The sequence below is a fragment of the Clostridium neonatale genome (assembly GCF_001458595.1).
GTDB lineage: Bacteria > Bacillota > Clostridia > Clostridiales > Clostridiaceae > Clostridium > Clostridium neonatale.
Map to the genome: position 1 here is coordinate 2,281,276 of NZ_LN890328.1, position 25,818 is coordinate 2,307,093.

The following is a 25,818-nucleotide window of genomic DNA, read 5'->3' on the forward strand; positions in this document are numbered from 1 at the left end:
ATAATAAAAGGACTCTATTTTTCTAGAATCCTTTCCTTTAACATTATTCATTATGATCAACTTTATCCCATATATAAGCTACATCTTTATATTCTTCATCAACCTTATTATATAATTTATCTACTTCATCCATTACAGGCTTTTGAACTTTATCAAGCTCTTTATATAATTCCTCCAATTCTTTATAATATGGTTCAAGTTTCTTTTGTGTAGCTAGTAGCTTGTCTTTTTCACTAGCTGTTAAAACAGGTAGTGATTTTATATAATTTACCATGCTATCATATATGCTTTCTTCATTATTATCATCTAAACTTTCTTCATTTATGTCAAATCCATTAATAAGCTTGCTCGCTTCGTATTTATGGGCTTTATCCATTATTTTGCTATCTTCATTTTGTATTTCATAAATTTTATCATCCACTGCTTGTATTTTAACTCTTACATCAGCACCAAGACTATCAGCCTTATCAAGTAATATATCAATTTGTTTATATATGGGTTGTATCACTTTTTCTGATTCTATTAATTTTTGTTTTTCATCATTGCTTATACCTTTTAAAGATAATATATATTCTTTAAATTCTTTATCTAATATGTAATCTTCTTGAACTTGAACCACTTCATTTTCTTTTATTTTATTAGCATTCGCTGTTGAAGCAAATACACCTGTTGATGCTGAACTAACAACCATACATCCAATCAATAACATTTTTAATAAATTCTTTTTCATAATAAACCATCTCCCTCATTTCTTTCTTATACTTATAAGACGATTTATATATTATAAAAAGTTTTAAATTATTTATAAATTCAAAAAAATTTTTATAAATAATAAAAGACACCCAACTGAGTGCCTCTTGATAAATTTCTATGATAGTATTATATAATACTTTTTCCACTAAAACGTGATTAAAAAGTGTACAAAAAGTGTTGTAAAAGTGGTATAAACGCGGTCAAAAAGTGTTATGGATATATTAACTCGCTTAAATAATTAATCACACCAGTCCTTATCTTCTTGCAATAATCTTTATCAAATCCTAGCTCTTGACCAATCTCTATCCATGATTTTTTATTTCTACCACTAAGATATCTTAATTTAACAAGTTTATATTCATTTTCTGATAATTGCTGCAAAGATGATTGTATTTTTATTTTTAAATCTGAATAATATTTTTTCTTAGCTTTTAAAATACAAATTTGTTCCTGAATATATTCCTCTCGTCTTATAACTTCATCTTCCACACTTGATGTAATTTTATGTGTTGGACTTGATTTTTCCTCAAATGATATAGCTCTAACTGTTATATCATTTTCTAAATTTTCAATATCTATTTCTATATTTTTAATTTTGGTATCTAAACTATTGTAATTATAAAGTGAAGATTCTGTTTTCTTAAACTTATTTTCTTTCATATTCATAACCAAACCCATCCTTTATGTTATAATATTAGATGGGTAGTGCATTAGAGAAAGTATATAAATTGGCGTTTATAGTTCTCTAATGCTTTTTTATATTAATTATTTTAGTTTCTTTTTTCTTCCATCTTTTGTATCTCTGATTTCAACTGTCTTCTCTCATTTAATAAATATCTATTAGGTTTATGATTACTCCTATATGCCTTTCTAATTTGAGATTCAACTTCTTTTAATCTATCTTTTTTAATTTCTAACATATTAAAACCCATCAAAATCACCTCACGTAACAAGAATTTAAGGCTCATGTAACAAGAATTTTTAGTCATTATTATGCCTTAAACCCTCACTATTTCTAAGGTTACATAGATTTCTACATCTGTAACAAGATTTAAAATTGTATGTGCTTATCTTTATATATAATATATAGTATCTATCTATGTATATATATTTCTCTTTATATATATATATATATATTTATTATTATTATTACATATATATATAATATATAAGGGAACATAGAAACGGTGAGGGTTTCGGCTGTAACAAAAAGTGTAACAAGAATTTTTTCCAATTTTTTAAAATTGCGTTCTATCCTTTACACCTTGAGCCTTTGCACTGTCATAAAAATTGTAATAATTCTGTAATAAGAATTTAGGCTTGCTTTTTATATATTCTATCCAATACTTCTTTGTCTTCTGTAATGACATCATAAACACCAACATCAACTCGTTTGATCCTATATGTTGTTTTATTATCAAATGTGTCCTGCTGCTTCAACTGATTTATAAATGGACCTTGATAATCTTTTATTAACTCATTTATAGTTAATTTTTGAATCACTTTTTCAGTACTGATAATATTTCCTTGTGAATCTGTAGTGGTATACACCATGGCTTCACCAAAAATATCTTCAAATACTTTGTCCATATCAGCCTTAGCCTTTGGATCACTGTTAATAACATCCCATACATAACTACTTACACATTCAAATAATGGCATTTCCCATCTAGGACAGGTTAAATAATCTTTTCCCCTTCCCTTTCTCCATCTATACTCAACATGATGCATAATTAGACTTTCTGTTAATAACATGTTTCCAGTTTCGTTTTTATCTCTCCATTCTTTTATTCTCTTAGCCTGTTCATATGATCCACCTATAATTTGAATTATTTCATGTTCCGTAAAGTATTTATCTAACATTGGCACAAATGAATCAATTATTGTAGCTCCACAATCCATTAAATAACTATTAGCACTATCTCTATATTGATTTAACTCTTCTAAATAGTTCTTATAATCTTCTTTAAAACGCCTAGATAGCTTTTTATCTTCTAATATTTTTCTTACTCTATTAATTTCTGGAATATAAAAATCGTCTAGTTCTTTATACACCTTTCTTATCCCAAATTTTAATTTAACAAGTCCATTACTTATATAAAGCCTATCATCCTTTAAATCTCCACCTTTTAGTAACCTAATCAGTCTTTCTGTTTGCAATCCTGGACGTTCCTTTAACATTTCATCTATTTGCTTTTCAAGTTTAACTTTCTTTTCTTCAGCTAATTGCTCTTTGCTTTTAAATTCAGTTATCATAATGATTGCCCTCCCTTAAATTTACTTTTTAGTAGAAATACCGCCTCGTATATTCATTTCTGACTTATGCGATTTTAATATCAGACTTATCTCAGCTTGCATCAATGGATTTATTTCCTTAAGCCTTTCAGTAATATCTAAATATATAGTATTTCTACCTACTCCAAATTTTTTAGCAGCTTCTCTAACAGTAGCATCAGTATCTATAATATATTGAGCTACTTCTTTGACCCTAGCTAAATATAATCATTCATTTGACCATCCTTTCACATCTCTGAAGTATCATTTGTTCTTATATCTGTCCTATCAAAATACTTAATTCCTTTTGCTCCAATTACTGTTTTACATATGATAACAACAATATTCTGCATTATTTCTCCAATCACATATATTAACATTACTGTTCCAGTAAATATCCATGGACTCGAAAATATATATTTTAATATTTCTAACATGTATATTCTCCTTTCTATATCCGTTTTAAGTATTGTGCACTAAAAAATACCGCATATTCTTTTGAATAATACGGTATTTTCATTAATTTTATTTTCTTAATATATTAAATTCTCTAATAAACAATCTAGAATTTATTTAAAAGAATTTAAATTGTCCCAAATGAGCTTTTCTGAATTGGATTCTGTATTTCCAAAATAGTCTATAAAATCTTTATAATGTTTTGCACCCATTTTTTCATAAATTCCCTTTGCCTTATTATTTCCCTTTACAATACAAATACTCATATTTTCATAACCTTTAATATAAGCATACCTTCCTACTCTATTGATAAGTTTTGTTCCAATACCTTTTCCTCTTGAGGTTTCAGAAACATGCAATGAATCTAAATATAAACAATTTTTTAATTCTTCATCTTCCTTACATGCAGAAAAACCCAAAAATTTTTCATTTTCATATGCAACAAAGATCCTATGTTTTTCTTTAGTCAGATATTCTTGCCATTTTTTTATTCCATCATTAACAGTCAATCCATTCAAAAAATTATCAGATAACAAACCTATATATGTTTTTTTCCAATTCATAACATATAAATTTGCAATTGATTCCATATCTTCAGCGTTTGCTTCTCTAATATTCACTATATTCACCACCTAAAACTTAATTTATATAAATCAAATTTAATATTATTACAAATTAATTATAGCATATTTTTTAATACCGTATTATTCAATTTTAAAAGATCATTTAGTTCGCAATATATTCAAATTCCGCATTAATTACTCCTCACAAAATGGTCCCCACATATCTTCACTTCCTTTTCACATTAATTAAACATTGCAAATACTTTAAAATATTTTAATAACCAAAGTATTCCTGCTATAAGTCCTAGCCAAAATACTAAATTAAAAACAACTCCCATCAATCCAGCTAAAAATAAATCTTTCTTAAACATGTTTTTACCCTCACTCTATATATTTAGAGAGATAGCGCCTACTTTTTAGGAAAAGCACTATCTAAAAATTTTTGTTCAGCCTTAGTGACTGCTTCCTCTATTAAGTCTGGCTCAACTATCCTAGTAACATTTAATTCCTTCAATTTCTCTTTATCATACAAGTCATACCATACAGGATTATCTGTACCGATTCTTAGCTGCTTTGCATTCTTGATTAAAATATACCCTGCTTTAATGGCTTGTTTCCTAAAATCTTTCAATTTTAATGGTTTAATATCAGCAGATCCATACTCTTTTTGAAATCTAAATATTTCATTTAAAAGTTGCGATGTCCTTACATAGAATCCATCTTCTTTTCTATCCTGTATTATTGTTTCTTGAACACAAGTATTTTTATCTTCTATCATTTGGCTATATAGTATTAACATTTGTTCAACAGTACTTTTAGCTTCTTTTCCTCCATCCAATACCTCATCTTGAATATTCTTTATGATGTGTTGTTCATAATTTTCAATTATGTTAAGTCCATGACGTTCCAATAGAATATTCAGTATTTCTATTCCGCAAGCTATATTTAATGCTGTATCGAAGGCTCTACCTTTTAATATGTCAAACTTAGTGCCTAAGCTTTTCCTTATATCCTTGTATTGTTCAACAGACATATTCAGCACTTCATCAATTAAGCTTCGGCCAAACTTATTCAAAATGTCTTTATGTTCAATTAACCAAAATGTAGCTGTACTATTTTCTTCTGTACGTTCATTTTTAGAGATATAAACAATACAGCTTCTAGTTATAAGTGCTGTTTCTTGATCCGGATAAGACTCTTCTCCAGCCATAATTATTGGTCTTTCAGGTATAAAATTTTTGATTTTAAAAGACTTATCACCTCTAGGCATTGGAGTTCTGTCATATGCATCTCTCATTGTGTTACATACTTCATCAGTTTTATATTGATTCCATTTACTTGGTTTAAATTCATCACATATTAACGGATAATTACCTAAACATAAACTTCCACTAAAACCAAAAGGTTTTGCTGATGAAACAGAAATCTTTTCTTTTGCTGGATAATTTAAAATAGGAGCTATAATTCTTTCTAAAATTGTAGATTTACCACTTTCTGATTCTCCTGTGATAAATAAATGATGCAATTTTTCATCAATAGCCATATTTTGATATACTGCTAGATCATTAATTATAGTTCCAACAATACTTATAGACTTTTCTGCTGATAAAAATCTAAATAATCTCTTTTTTAGTTCCAATAATTCAGATGTTTCAATTTTTTCAACCTCAGTTAGTTTTATTTTGGTTCCATCTGCAAATGCTGATGTATCTATTCCATCTATAAATATAGTTCCATCAGCACAAGTTAAAGCCATTTTCCCATTAATACAACTAAATCGTACTCCCTGGTAGACTTCTTCATCTTCAAGGAAAAAGTAATTACTCAACCATTCTCTGAATGTATTTAAATCTTTCTTTTCACCTTTAAAATTTAGTTTTGCGCCTAAAAAATTTCTAAATGAACGCAAGTCATTCAATACTGTACTGGAATCTGTTTTAGGATATATTTTACCATCAATTCTAGATTTAACTGTTAAAGCTATATCTTCAAAGTCTGCCTCAACATTTATTAGTGTTTTTGCTTCTAATATTTGAAAATCGGTTATATAGACTTTTCTTGGATTTTCTCCGCTTTTATCATACTGAAATTTATACACACCACCGTAATCCTGTTGAAGTTGGCTCTTATCTCTTAAATCTAATGATCTATCAAATGCATTAAATAAATCATTTTTATTATGGCCAGATTCTAACCAATCTGTAACGTCCTTATTATCACCAAGTGACTTTATTCCTGGTAAATTAATAATCTTAAACTTTGAACATTTATCAAAAAATTCTTTCTTTATATCCTGGATATATCTTTGACCAGCCTCTCCAGTATCACCTATCACATATATTTTCATGAATTCATTTGATTTTAATTTTTCAAAGTTCTTTACACCCTTTAGAGAGCTTGCTACAAAGGTTTTATTTTTAAGAATGTTATTTATCGTATTGGCATCCTTCTCGCCCTCTACGAAGATAATAGTCTTATCCTCGGCTATTCCTTTAAGTAGATTATAGTAATTGTATGGAACTTCATTTGTGCCACGCTTATTAGTAACTTTTCCATTTTCAATACAGTAATATGGAGTCTCCTTTTTTCCGTCTGGTTTAAGAAATTTAGCTTTAGCATATATTGGCTTGTTATTCTCATCTACAAAAGTAAATATTCCAAGTAATGTATATCCTCGTCTTATATCCTGGAGCTGCCAGTCAATATAGCTTCGTATTTTATCTTCCCATAGCTCATTCTCTGCTTTTTCAACTTCTAATCCTAAATATGATCTTGCTTCCTTATAACTGCAGTTTTTATACTGCATAACAAAGTCTAGTCCATCACCTTGCTTGCCTGTACTAAAATCTTTAAACTTGTACTTATTGGAATTACTATCAAAATAGATTGTAAAAGATGGCGTATTTTCTTGTTTAAAAGGAGAATGTATTTTCTTTTCTCTGTTAAATCTCTCGCCAGTCAAATCCTCTATAACCTGTTTTAAGTCAATATCATTAATGTTTCTCACAGCTACACCTCCTCTATAATTTAAAACCATTTAATATTTCATACCTGGTCATTTTCTTACCCATATTTTTCTCTATTTCAATAATTAATTTGCTTAGATCTGCTGCAACTTCACTAAACAAATCAAACGTATCAAACGACTTGCCATAAACTATTTTTAATGGCTTTTCACATTCTTCAATTGTATGACTCATTAAATATTCTTCAGCTTTCTGATTCCTTTTTAAGCATTCATTATACTTTTTCTTTAGTTCAACTAATTCCATATAAATCACCTGTTTCATTCGGTTGAATTTCTCCAGCTTTTAGAAAGTTTCTTACAGAATAATAAAGCTTCCTATAAATGTGATATCCAGAGTTTAGATTGGATGTAAAAATAGTGTCTTGGATATATTTATCTTGTAATGATGATAATTTTCCTACAAAAGCCTTACTTCCATACTGACTCCTATAAGTTCCATTTTTTATAACTTCTAATCCATTTGGATCTTCAATTACTAAAAACATTTTTATACCTTTTGCTTTAGCTCTCATAAGCTCTCTTTCAAGCCTTATATCATCTCTAGTATCTGTTTTCTCAGCTAAATTTCCAGCTAATTCATCCACACTATTCTTACGTTCTACGCCAACCTTAAAATATAAATCTCTTGTTATTCCCATATCAGGTCTTGCTGTTATAATGGCTGTATAGTCACCTTCATCTATTTTTTGCCTTTTGTATTTGAGTCCAATATTATCAAAGTAACTTAATACATGATCGTTAACCTGCTCTCTTGTATCATAAAGAATCATGAAATTTTCTTTAAGTAATTTTTTAATTTCCGTATCTGTAAACCTAAATTTAAATTCTGCCATATCTTAATCACCTCTAAATATCTAGATTTACTTAACTTATAATTCTGTTAAGTTCTGATAGTTCCATAACTAAATTCATGATATTTTCTTTTTCTATACTTACAGTTGTATTTCCAAACTGTAAGTCCACATTATCATCATTAATTTGATATTGCCCAATAGAACCTCTATAGGTTTTTATCTCTTGAAGAAATGAAGGTACTTCAACTTTGATTTCTTGTTTAGGTTCTGTTGTATTTTTATCTATATTCTGAGTTTTTTTGCCTTTGTAATTTTTACTTTCTGATCTAACATCCATAGTATCGTAATAACTTTTGATAGTACCTGGAGATAGACCATATTTATGAGCAATTAACTTAGTTGCATCTTTACCTGTTCCATGTTCTCTAACTTCTTTCACTAACTGCTCTCTAGTGATTTTCTTTTCTGGCATCTTATCATCACCCTCCATAATCTTTCTAAGTTTTACTAATAAGTTTTTATATTTTCTTGAAATGTATGATTGAGATAAATTAAATTTTTCTGCTATTTCTTTCTGACCTTTAAAATTTAATCCAATCTCTTCTACTATCTCTCTATCTATAGGCTTAAGTTTTCTAAGTGCATTTCTTAAGTTTTCACATTGAATATTCTTAAATGCTATTTCTTCATAGTTTATATCATCTGAAATAGTATCTATATATTCCATTTCATCATCTTTAAATAAAAAAGTTTTGTTTAAACTAAAAACATCTTCATGCTTCTTATTTTTTCTATGATATATTCTAAGCTCATTTCCAATGGCCATTGCTGCATATGTTAAAAATTGAACATCCTTATCTACTTCATAACCCTCATAGGCCTTTTGTAGACCTATGAAAGCTACTTGTTGTAAATCATCAAATTCATATTTTCCTAACCAGGATTGACACTGTTTATATATAAAATTTTTAAATTGCTGATAAACTTCCTCAATAGACATATTCCTAATTTTATTTTTTAGTTTTATTGGCTTCCTATCCATATTTGGACCTCATTTTGTTAAAATGGTTCAACTTCATCCCCTAATTCTGTCTCAATATCTTCTTGACCTTCTGGGATTATATCTTCTTCAGGAATATCCTGTACATTCTGGTATTCCATTAAAATATCTATAAGATTATTCCCTTGATTTTCTGTTAAAGCTCTTAATGACATTCCATTTTCATTGCATAATGCTTCTAACTTATTCACATCAGCATCTTTGCCATCACCAAACATTAATTCTTTTTCTCTTGCGAGTTGCATAATTTGATTTTTAAGTGCTTTTGATGCCATCTTTGGTGGTTCTTCAACATATGCAGCCTCTCTTTGTTCCTCCTCAACATTTACTGGCTTTGTATTTAATTCTGCTTCATCTACCCCCATTTCTTCCGCTGTATACATTCCTCCAAAATCTTCTGGAAATGCCTCTCTTAATGCTTGAACCAAAGCAACTTTTCTTATCATTGTTCCAGGTCTAGCAGCCCAATTTGAATTGGGTTTTCCATCATTCTTTTTACATTCATATTCATCATAAGAAACAGTAATCATATCCGCATATTTTTTATTCTTAGTATGAACCTTAGCCCATCCACCAACTAGTTGCTCTTTACCTTTTATATAAAATGAACCTTCTCTATACTCAATTTCTCCTTTAAGGTTGACAACTATTACACCTGCTTCAGTTCCTTCATAATTGGGATTTCTATTAGCTCTCTTTGTGAATGTATCTTTGCCAGTAATCATAGTTGCAGGCTTATTCCCAAACTTAATCAGATAAGCTTCCCTATTAAATGGATTAAGAGATTGACTCTTACACAACATCATAAACATTCCTACTTCTTCATTTGTTATGGCTCTAGCATCACCGCTTACTAAATATTGTTTTACTAATGCAGGAGTTAGTTGTATTTGTTGGCCTCCAACTTCATAATTAACTTTTTGAATCAAATTATTTATCATTTTCTATTCCTCCAATAACTTTTTTAATTTTCTGCTAATTTCTTTTAAAGTTTTAAACTCCATTTTTTCTACAAAACATATCCATGTTTTTTCACCTGTTTTTCTATTTTCATAACTTAGTCCAAAAGAGTTAATTGAACCTGTATAATCCATTGATGCATAGTATTTTCCATTTGGTTTGGTTGAAATATCAACACATAACTCTTGAACTTGTGATAATAATTTTTTTACAGAATTACTCACTAACTAATCACCTCAACTTTTATTTCAGAATCCTTTGTTACTTTTGCTTGTATCATCTGAGTATCTATTTCTGGAATAATATTAATACTTTCAGCTCTATCAATAAAAATTGGGAAATGTAAATTTTGAGCATTAATAAGTAAATTAGATATTTCTAGGCTGGCTTTGATTTTCTGTGCATCCGATAATTTATTAAATTCTTTACCCTCATAAAGGACTTTAAAATCTTCCTTAAGTTCTCCATCCTTTGTGAGTTTCTCAAAATTGATTTCTACCTTATCCAAATAGGGTTTTATTTGATTAAATTGTTTTTTTAGTTTAATTGAGTTATACTGTTTAGCTGCATCTATAGCAACTTTAAGTTGTTCAATTTTATTTTTGCTATTTTTAATTTTTTCCTCATTAAGTTCCTTATCTTTAACAAGTTTTTCATTATGAGAAATGGCTGCATCAATACTCGCATTTAATCTCAAGATTTCTTCTTTATCTTCTTCCAGTGACTGTATTCTATGTTCCAAATAATTCAACTTATCTAGATATTCAGCATTTGTTTTCTCTTTTTTAGATAATATTGCTTGCCTCTTTTCCTCATATTCTTGTTTGTCAGCTTCTGCTTGAGCCAAGAATAATTGTCTTTTACTTTCAATCTTTTTAAGTTGCTGACTCACTTCTGCTTTTTTATTAGCTTTAATCTTAGTATTATTCTCAATTATTTCGGCATTTTTAGCTTCAATTTCTTTAATTTCATCTTTGAGCTTTACTCCTGCTGAACATATTTCTTTAATTTCAACCTTTAACATTTCCTTAGTTTCCTTAGTAAGATCTATACTATTTCCACATTTATCACATTCAACAAATTTACTCTCCATAAAATCGAGTTGTGCTTTTTTATTGTGATACTGTCTTAACAGTTCCTCCTTACGCTCTTTCTTAGCCTCTACTGGCAATAATTCTTGTAGCGATAAAGTATTAAGTGAAGCCTTTAGTGTTGCTTCCTCAACTCGTAATTCACTTAATTCAGATATAAAATCTTTTGGTTTTTGAAGCTTTGATAATTCAACATCAACATTATCTATATTTTTTAATGATTCTAATTCTTTTTGAAGCTTTTTTAATTCAGTATCATCAAATGCCCTTTTCTGCTGTGACTTTATATCTTTCATTTCCTCATTTATATGAGATTGCACACCCTCTAGATAAATAATATTCTCTTCCTGCTCTTTTAAATCAGCCATAGCATCTTGTAAAAATGTATCTGCCAATCTAAATCCATTGTCATTTAATACCTTTGAAAGATAATCCCCTAACTCTGCAAATATATCTGTACTTGCTATTGGTTTTAATACATCACTTAATAATTGCTTTGCATCTTTAGGAGCTAATTCTGGGAAATAATAGGGATTTGCAATACTTAAAAAAACATTTTTATTCTTGAAAATATCTCTAGCAATATCATTTGTAGTAACTTTTGCTTCATTCCAATAAAGATCATTACCTGAACCTTTTTTTCTTCTTATAATGGTCTGTGGATCTTCATCCAAAAGAAAATCTAGTACAACCTCTGTAACTTTAGGCTTCTTATTATTAACCAATCTAGTGGCTGCTTTTTCATTTCCCCAAATGTCGCATCCAGTTAGGCACCATACTATAGCTTCACCAATAGTAGTTTTTCCTAGACCATTATCACCTGTAATAATAGTTCTATACCCTAAATCATATTCAACCTTGTCTTTATATCCTTTGAAGCCTGTAATGGCTATATGCGTTAATTCTAATTTCACTTGATTTTCCTCCAATCCATGCTATAATTTAATTGCATTATTTTACTTCTGCTATCTTGGACTACTTTGGCGAGGGTCCTTGATAGCTTTTTCTTTTGTTAAAAGTTTCTGATGCTCTGCCTCTGATTTTTCCCTCCAATTTTTATCTAATTTTCTAGGTCTTCTTGGAAATCTTCCAAATTGCATTTTTCTTTTCATTTAATATCCACCACCATTTAATTTTTCTAATGCAGAAATAATAGTTGCTTCACTTAACTCACTAGGTTTAATACTAAATACAATACCTCGTATTTTAGACTCTTCTACTTCTTCAATTTCTAGTGTTTCTGCATTCATATAATATGGTTTATTACATAAAGCCATTGACCTTATTTTTACCCCTTGTACCTCAAGTTTCGCCTTTAAGTTAGCTGCACTTATAACCTCACCTTTTTCAATTTTGCTAAGTAATAAATCAACTTCTCTATCAGTTAAATCTGTTTCTATTTCAATAAAATTAAGTCTGCTTACAGTTTCCTCAACATGTAATTTATACCTTGCCATTATGACTGCTCTCCTTTTCTCTACGTTCTATTAATCTACATATAGGACACTTATACCCAGCCTTAGGAATTTTAGCTTTAATGCTTATATTCCATATATGATTACAGTACTGGCATTTAGCATCCATTCTCTCGCTCAACCTCCTCTATACTAAAAATATGAAGTTTTCTATCACTGCTATTAAACTCTACACATACAATCACTTCGTTATATAAATCTACTCTTAAGATTTCATAACGCTTTTTCTTAACAGTTATTACTTGTCCTACAATAAGTTCCAATATAACCACCACCAACTAAATATTCATCTTATTTAATTTTTTACTAGCTGCTTCAAATTCTCTTAAGCATTTATTACAAACCTTAATTCCTAATACTTCTGTTAATTTTTCATCTTCTTTGTAGCAACAAGCACATCCTGGATTGTATTTTTTTAATATAATTTCTTCACCAACTAAACTAATTTCTACAATTGAACCTGGTTCAGTGGATGTTTGATCTTTAAGCTTTAACGCTTCTCTCATATTCTTTGGGATAACTATTCTCCCAACTGGATCTAAATTTCTTAAAATTCCTGCTGATATCATTTTTCATTCCTCCAAACTACTTTTAAATTGCTATGCTCTATCAAGATTCTTTTATAAGCTTTTATGAGCTGTCTTTCTGTTGCTTTTGTCATAAATACTTCCTCAACTTTTTAATTATTATGTTTTATTAATTTCCAAGGCTTTTCAGCCTATACATCTTATTGCTTCTCGATATTCTTTTCTTCTGTTAATGGAAATATTGATGGATTATTTTTATATATCCTATATAAATTAAGCCACATTCCAGTTACTATTTTTGATAGTTCTGGATCATCTATATCAACAATCCTTCCATCAATTTCAAGTTCATATTTATAGTGCATATTGATTCCCCCATAGAATTGCTTCATACATGATATGAAAATTAATCTATTGTGTTACAGTTTGATACATTTAATTTTTTCACCACAATTTCCACAAAATTTAGGTACTATGTCTTTATTTCTAGGTAAATCAATCTGATTTACTTTTCCGCAACATTGACATTCACCTATCCATGTACATAGACTTTTATGGCTCAAATCTAAATCATTAAAAGTTGATAGAGCAAATTCATTAACCCCTAATGGTCTATTAGCCAACATGTCTTTCGCTAAATCTAATGTCACATCAGCTTGATTAATTGAAAGATTATATTTTACAATCAAATCACATATCTCTCTTGCTATACCTCTTGCACCAATTTCATTAAAATTAATTTCTTTAAGTCTATTTTCAATAACTTTGTTCATTTATTTTTCCTCCTTAAAATCTACCTATTAATAACTATGCACCACATATTTTTACCATTAATTCTTACTTGCTTGTAAATTATCTTATTAAGTAATTCAAGCTTTATCTTAATGTCATGTTTGCTTATATTCAGCTTATTGGCTTCATTAAACAAAACTTCTTTATCAACAACATTTCCTTCATCTGTGACTCTTAACAGCCCTGTAGCAAGCGAATTAACTAATATTTGATTAATCATTTCATTGGTTATATTTTCAAGTCTTTTTTCTAAAGGCGGCTTTATCTTTAACTGATGCTTTTTACTTGCCAGTCTTTGCCTTTCTCTTTTGTTAAGCATTCCCTTAATCTCTTGTAGTTCTAAATTCATGCTTGCAATCTGATTGGTAAGTTGCTTTATTACTCCATTAGGATTTTCAAGCACCTTTTCCATAGCTTCAAACTTATCCATATACTTATCTGTGAATAAATTTCCTTTAGTTCCTGTTGTCTTATGGGCTAGGAACTCACATCCTTTCTTAGTAATTTGAAATTCTCTATTGGATTTTCCACTCCTATCTACATATGATGATTCAATCCAATATTTACTCACCACAATTTTGTGGGCAGTAAAATCTTTATTGATTGTATCAATCTTTTTTAATAAAACATCATGTCTAGTTTCCATCATTTCAGCAACTTCTCTTGATGAAATTCTGCTCTCTAATTGATTATTCATTGTAAATCCTCCTCTTCCACTAAATAAGTCAATACTAATTTCTAATTGCTGAAACAAACCTTTCTAAAGCTACTGGGCTATCATGAGCTTGTTGCATTGCTTGTACTACTAAACACGAATTAATTGCACTCATTACTAAGTCCAAATCATCATCACTTAGTTTTTGTAGTTTAGGAATTGCATTTAATATCTTTTCACTATTCATACTTTCTCACCCCTTTTTAATTGTTTTTAAAAACTCGCTTTGCGAAGTTCTTGAGATTATAATACACCTCTTTCATCTGCTTTGCAAGTATTTTTTTAAACTTTTTTTATTTTTTATTTGCATTGCGAGTAAAAACGATGTAATATACTAAGTAGGAGGTGATAATTTTGGATTTAAAAGACAGGTTAAAACAAATAAGAAAAGATAATAAGCTATCACAATCTGCTTTAGGTAAATTAATAGGAATATCTAGTAGTCAAATAGCATGCTATGAGACTGGATATAGGGAAATTACAGATAGAGCTATCAATGATATTTGTAGAGAATTAAATATAAATGAAACATGGCTTAGAACTGGTGAAGGAGAAATGTATGTTGTTTCTGAACAAGATGAGAAACTTGCTGAAGCTTTTGCAGAGATATCATTATCAGAAAATGAAAAACTAAAAGAAATAGTTCAAAACTTAACCAAGTTAGATGATAAAACAATTGATAAAATTAATGACCTAATCGACCTTTTACTAGAAAAAGAAAATAAAATTTAAGAAAGCAAGTCCTATTTAGAACTTGCTTTTAATAAACTCTTTATATATGCATAAATTAGACCTAGAATTTTTGGATTATCAATATCCTCTATTAATTTTATTATTTGTTTTTTCATATGTGACCAACCCCTTGATATGCTTATATAAATTTTATCATTTTTAACATTTTTTATAACAAACATTAGTTCGCATGTGTTTTATAAATATATTATACTACAAGTACAATATATTTAAAAATAACTAAAAAATATTTTTTTACTTTTTACTACACCTATATATATTCTTCAGTTTACAAAAATATTCTTATTTTCAGTCTAAAAAAATAATTCTTTTTATAAAAAGAGGTAAAAAGGAGGAATTTACATGAAAGTAGTCGCAATATACTCACGTAAATCTAAAGAAAGCGATACAGGAGAATCTATAAAAAATCAAATAGAAATGTGCAAAGATTACTTTTTAAATCAAGGTAAAGAATTCACTTTTGAAATATTTCAAGATGAAGGATTTAGCGGTGGAAATACAAAAAGACCTGAATTCCAACGAATGATGTTGCTTGCTAAACATGGTAAATTTGATATTGTTGCATGTTATAAAGTTGATAGAATTGCAAGAAATATCATTGATTTTATGAATACTTTTGATATTTTAAAGAAAAATAAAGTATCTCTAGTCAGTGTTACTGAAGGATTTGATCCTAATACTCCAATAGGTATGATGTTAATGACTATGATTGCCGGCTTTGCTGAAATGGAAAGAATGAATATAGCTCAAAGAGTTAAGGACAATATGAATGCTCTTGCTAAAATGGGACGTTGGCTTGGAGGTACTCCACCTACTGGATATAGAGCTATAAAAGAAAATACACATAATGGTAAGTATGCAATGTATTTAGAATTAATACCAGAAATGAAAGAGAAATTAACTTTTATTTTTGAAAGTGCAGCAGCTGGATATACTAGCAGATATATAGGTAAATTAGTTGAGCTACACCCTAAGACAATCATAAATATAGTTTATAATCCAACCTATTGTCCTAGTGATGAACTAAGTAAATCATATTTAGAAAATCTAGGGTATAAAGTTTATGGTGAATTAAATGGGCGTGGTTATTTACCTTGGAATCGCAGACCAATAGACGTTAATGGAAAGAAAATGTATAGAAGCGAAGATAGATTTGTAACTGCTTCAAAACATGAAATTCCAACCGATTCAGCTACATGGATAAAGGCTAATGAAGAAATTAGAAAACGTGGTGATGAAGGCCGACCAAGAATATCACAATATTCTTTTCTTGCACATATGCTTACTTGTAAATGTGGATGTGGAATGAGTGTTGATAGTGGTTATAAGCGTAAAGACGGTAGCCGATCATACTATTTTAAGTGTTCTTCAAAGAAAGGTGGATATAATAGGAATTGTGATGCCAAACTTATTAGAGTGGATTACATCGAAAATGATATATTATCTTTATTGCAGAAAATATGCTTAAATAAAGAATTACTTAATGATGAAATATCAAAAACTGAAACTATAGTTATTGATAAGAATGAGATAAAAAACATATCCCAAAAGATAAAATCTAATGATATCGAAATGGAAAACCTCGTATCTCAATTAGGAAAATTAAAAGGATCTGCTGCTGATGCTGTTACCACTAAAATGAATAAATTATCTGAAGAAAATGACAATCTAAAACAAAAATTATTTTTACTAGAGCATGATAATATTTTAAATTCTATTAATCACTATGACATTGATTATTTGTATAACAAAATAGTCAATTTAATGTCTAGTTGGGAAAACTTAAGTTTAGAAGATAAACAATTTGGTATTCAATCAATAATAGACAAAATCAAGTGGGATGGCGAAAAATTCAAGATTTCTTTTATAAAAAAATCATAGGAATTAACAGAGTACTGCACCACCTGGTCTTCCGCCAATAATATCTTTACCTTTAAGACTCTTCCAATCGAAATTCTTTTCTTCAGTTCTTCCAACCAAAAATGATCCGTCTTTTTGAGTCAATTGTGCAAAAACTACAGGTTTATCTTCTCTTCCTTGAAGATTAATGTAAATTGTTTGTTCTGGTCCACAGAAACCAATGTCTGCACTTTTACTTAGTACCGCTTGCATAACTTTATCAGCACCTTGTCCTGTTTGAAGATCAATATCTAATCCATTTTCTTTAAAATAACCTTCACTCATTGCAATGTACATTGGTGCATAGAAAACTGAACGTGTTACTTCATTTAATCTAACTTTAGTCATAGTATTATCTTCTGATTTACCACATCCTACAAACATCATAGCTGTAAAGACTGATATCATTATTACAGATATAGCTGCTTTTAGCTTTCTTTTCATTTAAACATCTCCTATTAATACTTATGCTGTATAATATGATATTTTATAGGATTTGTTCTGATAATAAATCACTTATAATAAGTGTAATTTTTTTGTACAAAAATTTACTTTATTTAATTATAATTTGCTAATATAAATTTTATCTATAAGTAATTCTGTATTCTCTTAAGATTAAATAATATAAAAATCTATTTTAAAATGAAAAAAGAATCTGTGTACATAAATTATACACAGATTCTTTTTATCTATTATCTATAAATTCCATCTTCCAGTTAAAATATCCTGTTTCTTCATTCTTCTCATATTTAAAATATGCTGAGAAAGTATTACCTTTTTTGCTTTTTAAATTCCTAAATCCTACTTTTCCATTCTTAAGTAAAAGCTGAACCATTTCTTTAGAAACAGTTTTACCAAACGAAGTTATAAATTTATCATCTTTCCATATGGTAAATTTACATCCATTTTTCCAGTTACTACAACCAAAACCTCTATCCCCTTCAATTACAGGGTTCCCGCATATTGGACATGGGCCTATATTTTCTACATCTTTTGGAATTTCAACTTTAAACCTAGATAAAGCTTTATCATCTTTTTTTATTAAATCAACTGATTCCACTGTAAAGTCAGTTATAAGCTTCATAAAATCTTGCTTTGCAAACTTACCTTTTTCAATATCTGATAATGTTTTTTCAAGCTTACCTGTATACTCTAAATCAAGAAGATCTCTAACAGGAAAAGTTTCTACTATATTTCTTCCAAGGTCAGTTGCAATAAGGCTTTTCCCCTTAGTCTTTAAGTATCCTATATCTTTAAGTTTCTTAATTGTTTCTGCTCTTGTCGCTGGAGTACCTATACTGTATCCACTTAATATTGCCTGCATCATTTCTTCTGAATCTTCTTTTCCTTCAACACCTTTTCCACAAGTTTCCATAACCCTAAGTAGTGTTTTTTCAGTATGATACTTAGGTGGTTTCTTAGTAACTGATGCAATCTTTGATTTAGTAATATCTACAACTTCTCCTACTTCTATCTTAGGCAAAATTATATCTTTACTTTCTATCTTCTCTACAACCTTCCAACCCTCAACAAGTTTTATTTTTCCTTTTGCAATAAATGTACCTTTAACTTCTGGATTCTTAACCTTTAAAGTAGCTTTTGTTTCTTCGAACTCAGCTATTGGCATAAACTGCATTATAAATCTATTCTTAATAGCATCATAAACAATCTGTTCATCATGACTAAGCCCAGTTGGCTTAATGTATGTAGGTGTTATTGCACTATGGCTTTCGACCTTTGAATTATCAAAAACTCTTTTTGATGTATGGAACTTAATATCTTTTTCATAAGGCAGACCAACTTTAAGCATATCTAAAACTTTTTTAGCTCTGTCTTTTAAACTTTCTTCTAATACTGAACTTGCCGTTCTTGGATATGTAGTAAATTTCTTTTCATAAAGTGACTGCGCAACTTTAAGTACTTTATCTGATGTCCATCCCTTATACTTACTTGTAATATATCCTTGTAAATTAGATAAATTAAAAAGATATGGTGGATATTCTTTTTTTAGCTCAGTCTGTTTATCAATTATTTCAGCAGTCTCACCATCAAGTAATGGTAATAATTTATTTAAGTCCTCTTTCTTTTCAAATTTTTCTGACTCATTTTCATAATATAATCCTTCAAATTCTTCATTATTAGAAGCTTTGAAATTTGAAGTTAGTTTATAATATGTAGTTGCTGTAAAGTTTTCTATTTCTTTATCTCTATCATAAATAATCTTTAATGTAGGAAGCAAAACTCTTCCTATGTTTATTGTCTTATTTTCTTCAAATTTATATTTTAATGTACTTACAGAAGTTAAATTAATTCCAATTATCCAGTCACTCCATTGGCGTCCTATACCCGCGTCCTGAAGAGATTGCATTTCTTTATTATCTTTTAGATTTTCCATTCCTTTTTTAACTTCATCTGGTGTCCATTCATTCAAAAGCAATCTGTATATAGGCTTTTTTACCTCAAAATAATTAAATATTTCATCTGCTATTACCTGACCTTCTCTATCATAGTCAGTTGCAGAAATTACACCATCAACATCTTCTCTGTCAATAAGTCCTTTAATTATTGACAGCTGCTTTTTAGCGCCCTTATCTTCTATTGTCCTGTCTACATTATCACATTTAACTTTATATTTAAAATCTTCAGGAATAAAAGGAAATTTCTCAAATTTCCATCCCTTCATATTCTCATCATAATCCTTTGCATCGTAAAGTTGCAAAAGGTGCCCAAACGCCCAAGTTATATAATAGCCATTTCCTTCAAAGTAACCATCTCTTCTTGTTTTGATTTTAAATGCATCTGCAATATTTTTTGCAACAGATGGCTTTTCTGCTATCACTACCTTTGCCATATCGGTACCTCACCGCCTTCTTCAATCTTTTCAGCACTTAATATATTAACACTAAAATTCACATAAAACCAGTAAAAATTGTCCACTAACAGCTGAATACATGAACTCTAATAATATAATATTGCCAAAAAATAAATAGCCTTGAATTAATCAAAGCTACTTATATTATACTCTACATTTCATTAAGCATCCATATAAAAAAGTTCAATACGCCTGCATAAACAAGCCATAAAATATATGGTACAAGTAATAAAAATGGTTTTAAACCTGCTTTTTTATAAAATCTTACTGATGTTAAAATTACAAATAAAAATAATATTACAAGTTCTAAGAACGCTAATCCATAAAGTCTAAAACCAAAGAAAATAAATGTCCAAAACAAATTCAATAATAACTGTATAACATATACAAATAAAGCTGACGATACGTCTATATCTACATCATCATATTTCTTTATATAAACCATATATGAAGCTATTCCCATAAGTATGTAAAGAATTGTCCATACTATTGGGAATACATAGGCTGGTGGTGCAAAAAAAGGCTTTTTTAAGCTTTCATATATAGATTGCATATTAGGTATAAGTAGTATTGGTATACTTCCTATAAGTAATGGAAATATTATAGACATTATTAATTTTAATATTTTAGGTTTCTTTTTTCTTTCAATTTCACTTCTCATAATTACTCCTTAACATATTTTAAATTAACAGATTATCATTAATATATTAATATGTTAAAGTAAATTTAATTATGTATTTTTTATCGCTATAAATCTTATTTTATCCTTATTTAAATCTATTGAAATTGCGAATTATAAAGCTCAGCATAAAACTCATTTAAATTCATAAGTTCTCTATGATTGCCTTGCTCAACTATCTTTCCATCTTTAATAACCAATATTAAATCTGCATTTCTGATTGTTGATAACCTATGTGCTATAACAAAACATGTTTTTTCTTTCATTAAATTTTTCATTGCCTCTTGAATTTGAATTTCTGTTCTTGTATCTACATTTGATGTTGCTTCATCCAGTATAAGCATTTTAGAATCTAAAAGCATGGCTCTTGCAATTGTTAATAATTGCTTTTGACCTTTTGATATATTCATTCCATCTTCATTTATCACTGTGTCATATTTATTAGGAAGCTGCATTATATATGAATGTATTTTAGCTGCTTTTGCTGCTTCTATTACCTCATCTATAGTTGCATCTTTTTTTCCATAAGCTATATTTTCAAAAATAGTTCCACTAAATAACCATGTATCCTGAAGAACCATAGAGTAAGATTTCCTTAAGCTGCTTCTTGTTACTTCATTAATTTTATTATTATCAATATAAATATCACCACTATATATATCATAAAACCTCATCAGTAAATTTATAATAGTTGTCTTACCAGCTCCAGTAGGTCCAACTATAGCAACAAGACTTCCCTTCTTTATATCTAAATTTAAGTTATCAATTATTTTTTTGTTTGGATCATATCCAAATGAAACATTATCCAGCTTAACATTTCCGTCTACTTCATCTAGTACCTTAGCACCAATTATATCTTCTTTTTCTATCTCTTCATCAAGAAGGTTAAATACTCTTTCTGCTGCAGCTAAAGCTGACTGTATTTCACTCATAATATTTGCCGCTTCATTTATTGGCCCTGAAAATTTCCTTGAATATAATACAAAGGCAGATATATTTCCAAGACTAATCTCCTTAAACAAGTATAGTATTGCACCAAAAACACTCACTAATGATAATGATATATTATTTATAAAATTAATTGATGGTCCCATCATACTACCATAATAATCTGAATTATAGTATGAACTTACCGCTTCTTCATTTATTTTATTAAATTCATCTATTACTCTTTCTTCTTGATTATATGCTTTTATTGTATTTTGCCCTGTTATCATTTCTTCAACAAACCCATTTAAATTACCTGATGCATCAGATCTTTTTTTATATAACGGCTTAACTTTTTGTGACATAAACTTACTAAATAATAATGATACAGGTATAGTAATAACAAATATAAGCACAAGTGACCTTGATATTGTACACATCATTATAAATGACCCAACTACAGTTATAAAGCTTGTTGCTATTTGAATTAGATCAGTTGACAGTGAAGCATTAATTGTGTCTATATCATAGGAAATCCTGCTTATTATATCTCCAGTTTTATGATTATCAAAATAACTTATTGGCAGTTGTTCTATTTTCTCAAATACATCTTTTCTCATTTTAAAAACTATTTTTTGTGTTAATGAAATCATTAAAATAGATAATATATATGATAAAATTGATGACAATATGTAAAATAATATCATTAGAAAAACATAAAAAAACACTTTTTGAAATTCTACTTTTCCTATTCCAAATTGTATGGAATCTATTGCATATCCTGACAATAATGGACCTACAAGTGAAAATAAATTACTTACTATAGTTAAAAATATTGCAGTAAATAATAGTAACTTATATTCATATAAATATTTTCCCAAACGTATAAGTGTATATTTTTTTATTGTGTTAGTTTTCACCAATATCACCTCCCATTTGAGAATCGCTTATTTCTTTATATACATAACAATCTTTTATCAGTTCATCATGGTTTCCATATCCAATAATTTTCCCCTCTTCCAAGACAATAATTTTATCTGCATTCTTAATGGAACTTATTCTTTGAGCAACTATAATTGTTGTTGTATCTTTAAAATTATCATTTATTGCTTTTCTTAAAAGTGAATCTGTTTTATAATCCAATGCACTTGAAGAATCATCTAATATTAAAATTTCTGGCTTTTTTGCCAGAGCCCTTGAGATCAATACTCTTTGTTTTTGTCCTCCACTTAAGTTACTTCCTTTACTTGTTAAATGTTCATTATATTTTTCTCTTAAATTTTCTATAAACTCTTTAGCCTGTGCATACTCAGAAGCCCTAAAAATATCTTCTTTTCTTAAATCTCTGCCAAATTTTATATTTTCATATATAGTATTTTCAAATATCATATCATTTTGAAAAGCTACTCCAAATTTCTTATGAAGTTCATTTTTGTCTACTCCATTTATGTCATATCCATTTATTCTTATTTTACCTTCATCTACTTCATAAAACTTCATGAGTAACTTAATTATTGTTGTCTTTCCACTACCTGTTGCTCCAATTATGCCTAATGTTTCTCCCCTTTTTAGCTTAAAATTAATATTGCTTATAGCATTAACATCTTTATTATAAGAAAAAGAAACATTATTAAATTCTATGTGATATTTACTTTCAATATAATCCTCATTCTTTATTACTATATCCTCATCTTCTTCAAGCACTTCACTAATACGCATAGCTGATGCACTTCCTTTAGAATAAAGAACAAACATCCTTGTAATAGAAAGCATAGCATTTAAAATAATAGTAAAGTATGTTAAAAATGCTACTATCTTTCCTGGTTCAGTAGTTCCTGAATTTACTCTAAAAGCTCCTACAATAATTACAATTGACAATCCAAGATTAAGTATTAAATTCATCATTGGACTGCTAATGCCCATTACTATACTTGCTTTTTTCTCTTTATCTGAAGTATCTTTATTTATTTTTTCAAATCTTGATTTTTCATATTCTGTTTTAGATAAAGCCTTTATTACTCTTATTCCAATTATATTTTCTCTTACTATTCTCACAAGCTTATCTACATACATTTGAAATTCGCTATAATAAGGGACTCCTTTTTTTGAAACATAATAAACCATAATTCCTACAAAAGGTAATGTAGCAATTAAAACTAAGGATAATACAGGCTCCAATGTAAGGGTAACTATTACTCCTCCAATTAATAATATTGGTGCACGAACACCAAGTCTCTGCATAACTCCAATCAGCCTTTGAATGTTATATGTATCACTCGTCATTCTAGATATCAATGATGGAATTGTATATTTATCTATTTGTGTGTTTGAAAAATAAGATATCTTTACAAATAAATCATGACGTATTTCTCTAGTAACATCTCTAGCTACTCTTGATGCCATCCGATTTGCGATTATATTATTAGTTACTGCAATAATTGAGCATATCACCATAATAACACCATATATGAATATTAAATTCACATTATTTTTGGGAATAATATCATCAATCATATATGCTAATATCCAAGGCAGGCATAAATCCATTATAGTTCCTGTAAATTTGATTATAAGACCTAAAACCATCTGTAAAATGTATGGCTTTATATATTTTAAAATTCCCTTCATTACTTTTATATACCTTTCTTATTCTTTCATAGTTATTATACTATTTGACTGTTTATCTATTCAATAGACCCCACTAGTATTCTTAATTTTAAAATTTAAAATTAACTTACTTTATTTTTAATATATATATGTTGCAATAATAAAACCTCATTTAAAATGTTTATAGGCTAAGTAAATACCAGCATACAAAATGTAGAAAAGTAATTGCAAAAAATATATTTAATCCTTTCAAAAAATAAATAAAACACTTCGTTTCATAAAAATACAAATAACAAAATCAATTTATTGTTACAAATGAAGATACTTGTGTTTAATTTACACAAATATCATGGTATATTTTTATTAACAATTTCTTATATTTAAAGAAGCGAGGTATTTTATGTTGGATAAAAAAATAATCTTTTTAGATGTTGATGGAACTTTGTGTAACGATAAGGGATTAGTTCCTGAATCTGCCGCTATAGCAGTAAAAAAGGCTAGAGAAAATGGACATTTAGTTTATTTATGTACAGGCAGGTCAAAAGCTGAAATATATGATTTTATTATGGATATAGGATTTGATGGAATAATAGGCGCTGGTGGTGGATTTGTTGAAGTTGAAGGCGAAATGCTGTTTCATAAAAAAGTTTCTTCTGAAAATGTAAAACATTTGGTAGATTTTTTTAATAAGAATAATGTTAACTTCTATATTGAATCTAATGGTGGACTATATGCCAGCAAAAATCTTATTCCTCAACTTGAAAGATGTATCTATGGTGATGTAGAAAATGATCCTGAAGCAATATACAGAAAGGAAAATGATCCTGACCATTTTATCAATGCTTTAATTATTGGTGAAAATCTTTATAGAGATGATGTTAATAAAGCATGTTTCTTAGAACCTGAAAATATTTCTTTCGATGAAATAAAAAAAGAATTTGAAAATGAATTTGAAGTTATCCACTGTACTGTACCTATGTTTGGAGAAGATAGTGGAGAATTAGGTGTTCCTGGTGTACATAAAGCAACAGCCATTGAAGAACTACTTAATCATTTAAATATAGATAAAAGCCAAACTATTGCTTTTGGTGATGGTTTAAATGATATAGAAATGTTCAATTATTGTGAATTAGGTATTGCTATGGGAAATGCTAAGCAAGGTTTAAAAGATATTGCAGGCGAAATCACAGACACACATGATGAAGGTGGAATTTATAATAGTTTTAAAAAACATGGTCTAATCTAGATATATATTTCTCACCTCTAGTTTATGTACAATAATCCTATTAATAATTTAAATTATGTATATTTTATATAACTGTAGTTTTAGCACTACTATATTCGTTCTTTTATCCTCAATGGAACAAGTTTCTATAGAAACTTGTGATATAAAAGCTAGATAAGCACTTCCATCAAATTCAAAAGTTCAATTAATGAATTGTAATATATCAAAACAGGATATCTCAATATTGTATGATATTGAGATATCCTGTTTTGATTATTCTTGGTGCAGACGACGGGACTTGAACCCGTATGTCTTGAAGACACAGGCTCCTTAGACCTGCGTGTCTGCCAATTCCACCACGTCTGCTT

30 protein-coding genes, 1 tRNA gene and 2 pseudogenes are annotated in these 25,818 nt (G+C 28.6%); 3 read left to right on the forward strand and 30 right to left on the reverse strand.

Annotated features, from left to right (window positions below; genetic code table 11):
• Positions 1-43: 43 nt before the first annotated feature.
• The 24 genes and pseudogenes from BN2920_RS17220 to BN2920_RS21575 all read right to left on the reverse strand — a co-directional run bounded on the left by BN2920_RS17220 (position 44) and on the right by BN2920_RS21575 (position 14,675).
• A complete protein-coding gene (locus tag BN2920_RS17220) occupies positions 44-730 on the reverse strand; it encodes a hypothetical protein (protein WP_058296207.1) in 687 nt (228 codons plus the stop codon).
• A gap of 233 nt (positions 731-963) precedes the next feature.
• Positions 964-1,419 carry a hypothetical protein gene (locus BN2920_RS17225; RefSeq protein ID WP_058296208.1) on the reverse strand — a complete coding sequence of 152 codons (456 nt, stop codon included), beginning with the start codon at positions 1,417-1,419 and terminating at the stop codon, positions 964-966.
• Positions 1,420-1,523: 104 nt separating this feature from the next.
• Positions 1,524-1,685, reverse strand: a complete 162-nt coding sequence (locus BN2920_RS21550) for a hypothetical protein (protein WP_157065791.1) — start codon at positions 1,683-1,685, stop codon at positions 1,524-1,526.
• Between the two features lie 382 nt (positions 1,686-2,067).
• Complete coding sequence (locus BN2920_RS17230) at positions 2,068-3,009, reverse strand: hypothetical protein (protein ID WP_058296209.1); 942 nt, start codon at positions 3,007-3,009, stop codon at positions 2,068-2,070.
• Between the two features lie 21 nt (positions 3,010-3,030).
• Positions 3,031-3,234 (reverse strand): annotated as a pseudogene (locus BN2920_RS21140) (sporulation transcriptional regulator SpoIIID); the annotation flags it as partial.
• A gap of 41 nt (positions 3,235-3,275) precedes the next feature.
• Entirely contained in the window at positions 3,276-3,464 is a 189-nt protein-coding gene (locus BN2920_RS17235; RefSeq protein WP_058296210.1) for a hypothetical protein, read from the reverse strand.
• A gap of 132 nt (positions 3,465-3,596) precedes the next feature.
• Positions 3,597-4,103: a GNAT family N-acetyltransferase gene (locus BN2920_RS17240; RefSeq protein WP_242868410.1), complete on the reverse strand. Its 507-nt coding sequence runs from the start codon at positions 4,101-4,103 to the stop codon at positions 3,597-3,599.
• Between the two features lie 185 nt (positions 4,104-4,288).
• On the reverse strand, positions 4,289-4,417 hold the full coding sequence (locus tag BN2920_RS22440; RefSeq protein ID WP_268259266.1) for a hypothetical protein: 129 nt from the start codon (positions 4,415-4,417) through the stop codon (positions 4,289-4,291).
• 38 nt (positions 4,418-4,455) lie between these two features.
• Positions 4,456-7,053, reverse strand: coding sequence for a CHC2 zinc finger domain-containing protein (locus tag BN2920_RS17245; RefSeq protein WP_097919267.1), 2,598 nt, complete (start codon positions 7,051-7,053; stop codon positions 4,456-4,458).
• Positions 7,054-7,066: 13 nt separating this feature from the next.
• Positions 7,067-7,318 (reverse strand): hypothetical protein, encoded by a 252-nt coding sequence (locus tag BN2920_RS17250; protein ID WP_058296212.1) that lies wholly within the window; start codon positions 7,316-7,318, stop codon positions 7,067-7,069.
• Positions 7,305-7,907, reverse strand: coding sequence for an ERCC4 domain-containing protein (locus BN2920_RS17255; RefSeq protein WP_058296213.1), 603 nt, complete (start codon positions 7,905-7,907; stop codon positions 7,305-7,307). The genes BN2920_RS17250 and BN2920_RS17255 overlap by 14 nt, the downstream gene beginning before the upstream one ends.
• A 31-nt stretch (positions 7,908-7,938) precedes the next feature.
• Positions 7,939-8,910 carry a sigma-70 family RNA polymerase sigma factor gene (locus BN2920_RS17260; protein ID WP_058296214.1) on the reverse strand — a complete coding sequence of 324 codons (972 nt, stop codon included), beginning with the start codon at positions 8,908-8,910 and terminating at the stop codon, positions 7,939-7,941.
• Between the two features lie 17 nt (positions 8,911-8,927).
• Complete coding sequence (gene bet, locus BN2920_RS17265; RefSeq protein ID WP_058296215.1) at positions 8,928-9,869, reverse strand: phage recombination protein Bet; 942 nt, start codon at positions 9,867-9,869, stop codon at positions 8,928-8,930.
• 3 nt (positions 9,870-9,872) lie between these two features.
• Positions 9,873-10,112 (reverse strand): hypothetical protein, encoded by a 240-nt coding sequence (locus tag BN2920_RS17270; RefSeq protein WP_058296216.1) that lies wholly within the window; start codon positions 10,110-10,112, stop codon positions 9,873-9,875.
• Complete coding sequence (locus BN2920_RS17275; protein ID WP_058296217.1) at positions 10,112-11,893, reverse strand: coiled-coil domain-containing protein; 1,782 nt, start codon at positions 11,891-11,893, stop codon at positions 10,112-10,114. The genes BN2920_RS17270 and BN2920_RS17275 overlap by 1 nt, the downstream gene beginning before the upstream one ends.
• 51 nt (positions 11,894-11,944) lie before the next feature.
• Positions 11,945-12,091 (reverse strand): hypothetical protein, encoded by a 147-nt coding sequence (locus BN2920_RS21555; protein ID WP_157065792.1) that lies wholly within the window; start codon positions 12,089-12,091, stop codon positions 11,945-11,947.
• Positions 12,092-12,436, reverse strand: a complete 345-nt coding sequence (locus BN2920_RS17280; protein WP_058296218.1) for a hypothetical protein — start codon at positions 12,434-12,436, stop codon at positions 12,092-12,094.
• Entirely contained in the window at positions 12,423-12,563 is a 141-nt protein-coding gene (locus tag BN2920_RS21560) for a hypothetical protein (protein ID WP_157065793.1), read from the reverse strand. Before BN2920_RS21560 ends, BN2920_RS17280 begins: the two co-directional genes overlap by 14 nt.
• Positions 12,553-12,717 (reverse strand): hypothetical protein, encoded by a 165-nt coding sequence (locus BN2920_RS21565; protein WP_157065794.1) that lies wholly within the window; start codon positions 12,715-12,717, stop codon positions 12,553-12,555. The genes BN2920_RS21560 and BN2920_RS21565 overlap by 11 nt, the downstream gene beginning before the upstream one ends.
• 15 nt (positions 12,718-12,732) lie before the next feature.
• On the reverse strand, positions 12,733-13,023 hold the full coding sequence (locus BN2920_RS17285) for an AbrB/MazE/SpoVT family DNA-binding domain-containing protein (protein WP_058296219.1): 291 nt from the start codon (positions 13,021-13,023) through the stop codon (positions 12,733-12,735).
• Positions 13,024-13,181: 158 nt separating this feature from the next.
• Entirely contained in the window at positions 13,182-13,346 is a 165-nt protein-coding gene (locus BN2920_RS21570) for a hypothetical protein (protein WP_157065795.1), read from the reverse strand.
• Positions 13,347-13,400: 54 nt separating this feature from the next.
• Positions 13,401-13,754, reverse strand: coding sequence for a hypothetical protein (locus tag BN2920_RS17290; protein WP_058296220.1), 354 nt, complete (start codon positions 13,752-13,754; stop codon positions 13,401-13,403).
• A gap of 20 nt (positions 13,755-13,774) precedes the next feature.
• Complete coding sequence (locus BN2920_RS17295; protein ID WP_058296221.1) at positions 13,775-14,470, reverse strand: Rha family transcriptional regulator; 696 nt, start codon at positions 14,468-14,470, stop codon at positions 13,775-13,777.
• Between the two features lie 34 nt (positions 14,471-14,504).
• Positions 14,505-14,675, reverse strand: coding sequence for a hypothetical protein (locus BN2920_RS21575; RefSeq protein ID WP_157065796.1), 171 nt, complete (start codon positions 14,673-14,675; stop codon positions 14,505-14,507).
• A gap of 167 nt (positions 14,676-14,842) precedes the next feature.
• Here BN2920_RS21575 and BN2920_RS17300 point away from each other — a divergent pair, with 167 nt between their 5' ends.
• Both BN2920_RS17300 and BN2920_RS17305 read left to right on the forward strand, forming a co-directional pair.
• Entirely contained in the window at positions 14,843-15,220 is a 378-nt protein-coding gene (locus BN2920_RS17300) for a helix-turn-helix domain-containing protein (RefSeq protein ID WP_058296222.1), read from the forward strand.
• Between the two features lie 363 nt (positions 15,221-15,583).
• Complete coding sequence (locus tag BN2920_RS17305; RefSeq protein WP_058296223.1) at positions 15,584-17,122, forward strand: recombinase family protein; 1,539 nt, start codon at positions 15,584-15,586, stop codon at positions 17,120-17,122.
• A gap of 18 nt (positions 17,123-17,140) precedes the next feature.
• On the opposite strand, the pseudogene BN2920_RS17310 reads toward BN2920_RS17305, so the two are convergent.
• The 5 genes and pseudogenes from BN2920_RS17310 to BN2920_RS17330 all read right to left on the reverse strand — a co-directional run.
• A pseudogene (locus BN2920_RS17310) lies at positions 17,141-17,548 on the reverse strand (ABC transporter substrate-binding protein); the annotation flags it as partial.
• Between the two features lie 277 nt (positions 17,549-17,825).
• A complete protein-coding gene (locus BN2920_RS17315) occupies positions 17,826-19,991 on the reverse strand; it encodes a type IA DNA topoisomerase (protein WP_058296224.1) in 2,166 nt (721 codons plus the stop codon).
• A gap of 172 nt (positions 19,992-20,163) precedes the next feature.
• Positions 20,164-20,673 carry a TspO/MBR family protein gene (locus BN2920_RS17320; RefSeq protein WP_058296225.1) on the reverse strand — a complete coding sequence of 170 codons (510 nt, stop codon included), beginning with the start codon at positions 20,671-20,673 and terminating at the stop codon, positions 20,164-20,166.
• A 116-nt stretch (positions 20,674-20,789) separates the two neighbouring features.
• Positions 20,790-22,538 (reverse strand): ABC transporter ATP-binding protein, encoded by a 1,749-nt coding sequence (locus BN2920_RS17325; protein WP_058296226.1) that lies wholly within the window; start codon positions 22,536-22,538, stop codon positions 20,790-20,792.
• A complete protein-coding gene (locus BN2920_RS17330) occupies positions 22,528-24,246 on the reverse strand; it encodes an ABC transporter ATP-binding protein (protein WP_058296227.1) in 1,719 nt (572 codons plus the stop codon). Before BN2920_RS17330 ends, BN2920_RS17325 begins: the two co-directional genes overlap by 11 nt.
• A 379-nt stretch (positions 24,247-24,625) precedes the next feature.
• Here BN2920_RS17330 and BN2920_RS17335 point away from each other — a divergent pair, with 379 nt between their 5' ends.
• Positions 24,626-25,471: a Cof-type HAD-IIB family hydrolase gene (locus BN2920_RS17335; protein ID WP_058296228.1), complete on the forward strand. Its 846-nt coding sequence runs from the start codon at positions 24,626-24,628 to the stop codon at positions 25,469-25,471.
• A 259-nt stretch (positions 25,472-25,730) separates the two neighbouring features.
• Here BN2920_RS17335 and BN2920_RS17340 read toward each other — a convergent pair.
• A tRNA-Leu gene (locus BN2920_RS17340) sits at positions 25,731-25,816 on the reverse strand.
• Positions 25,817-25,818 lie beyond the last annotated feature (2 nt).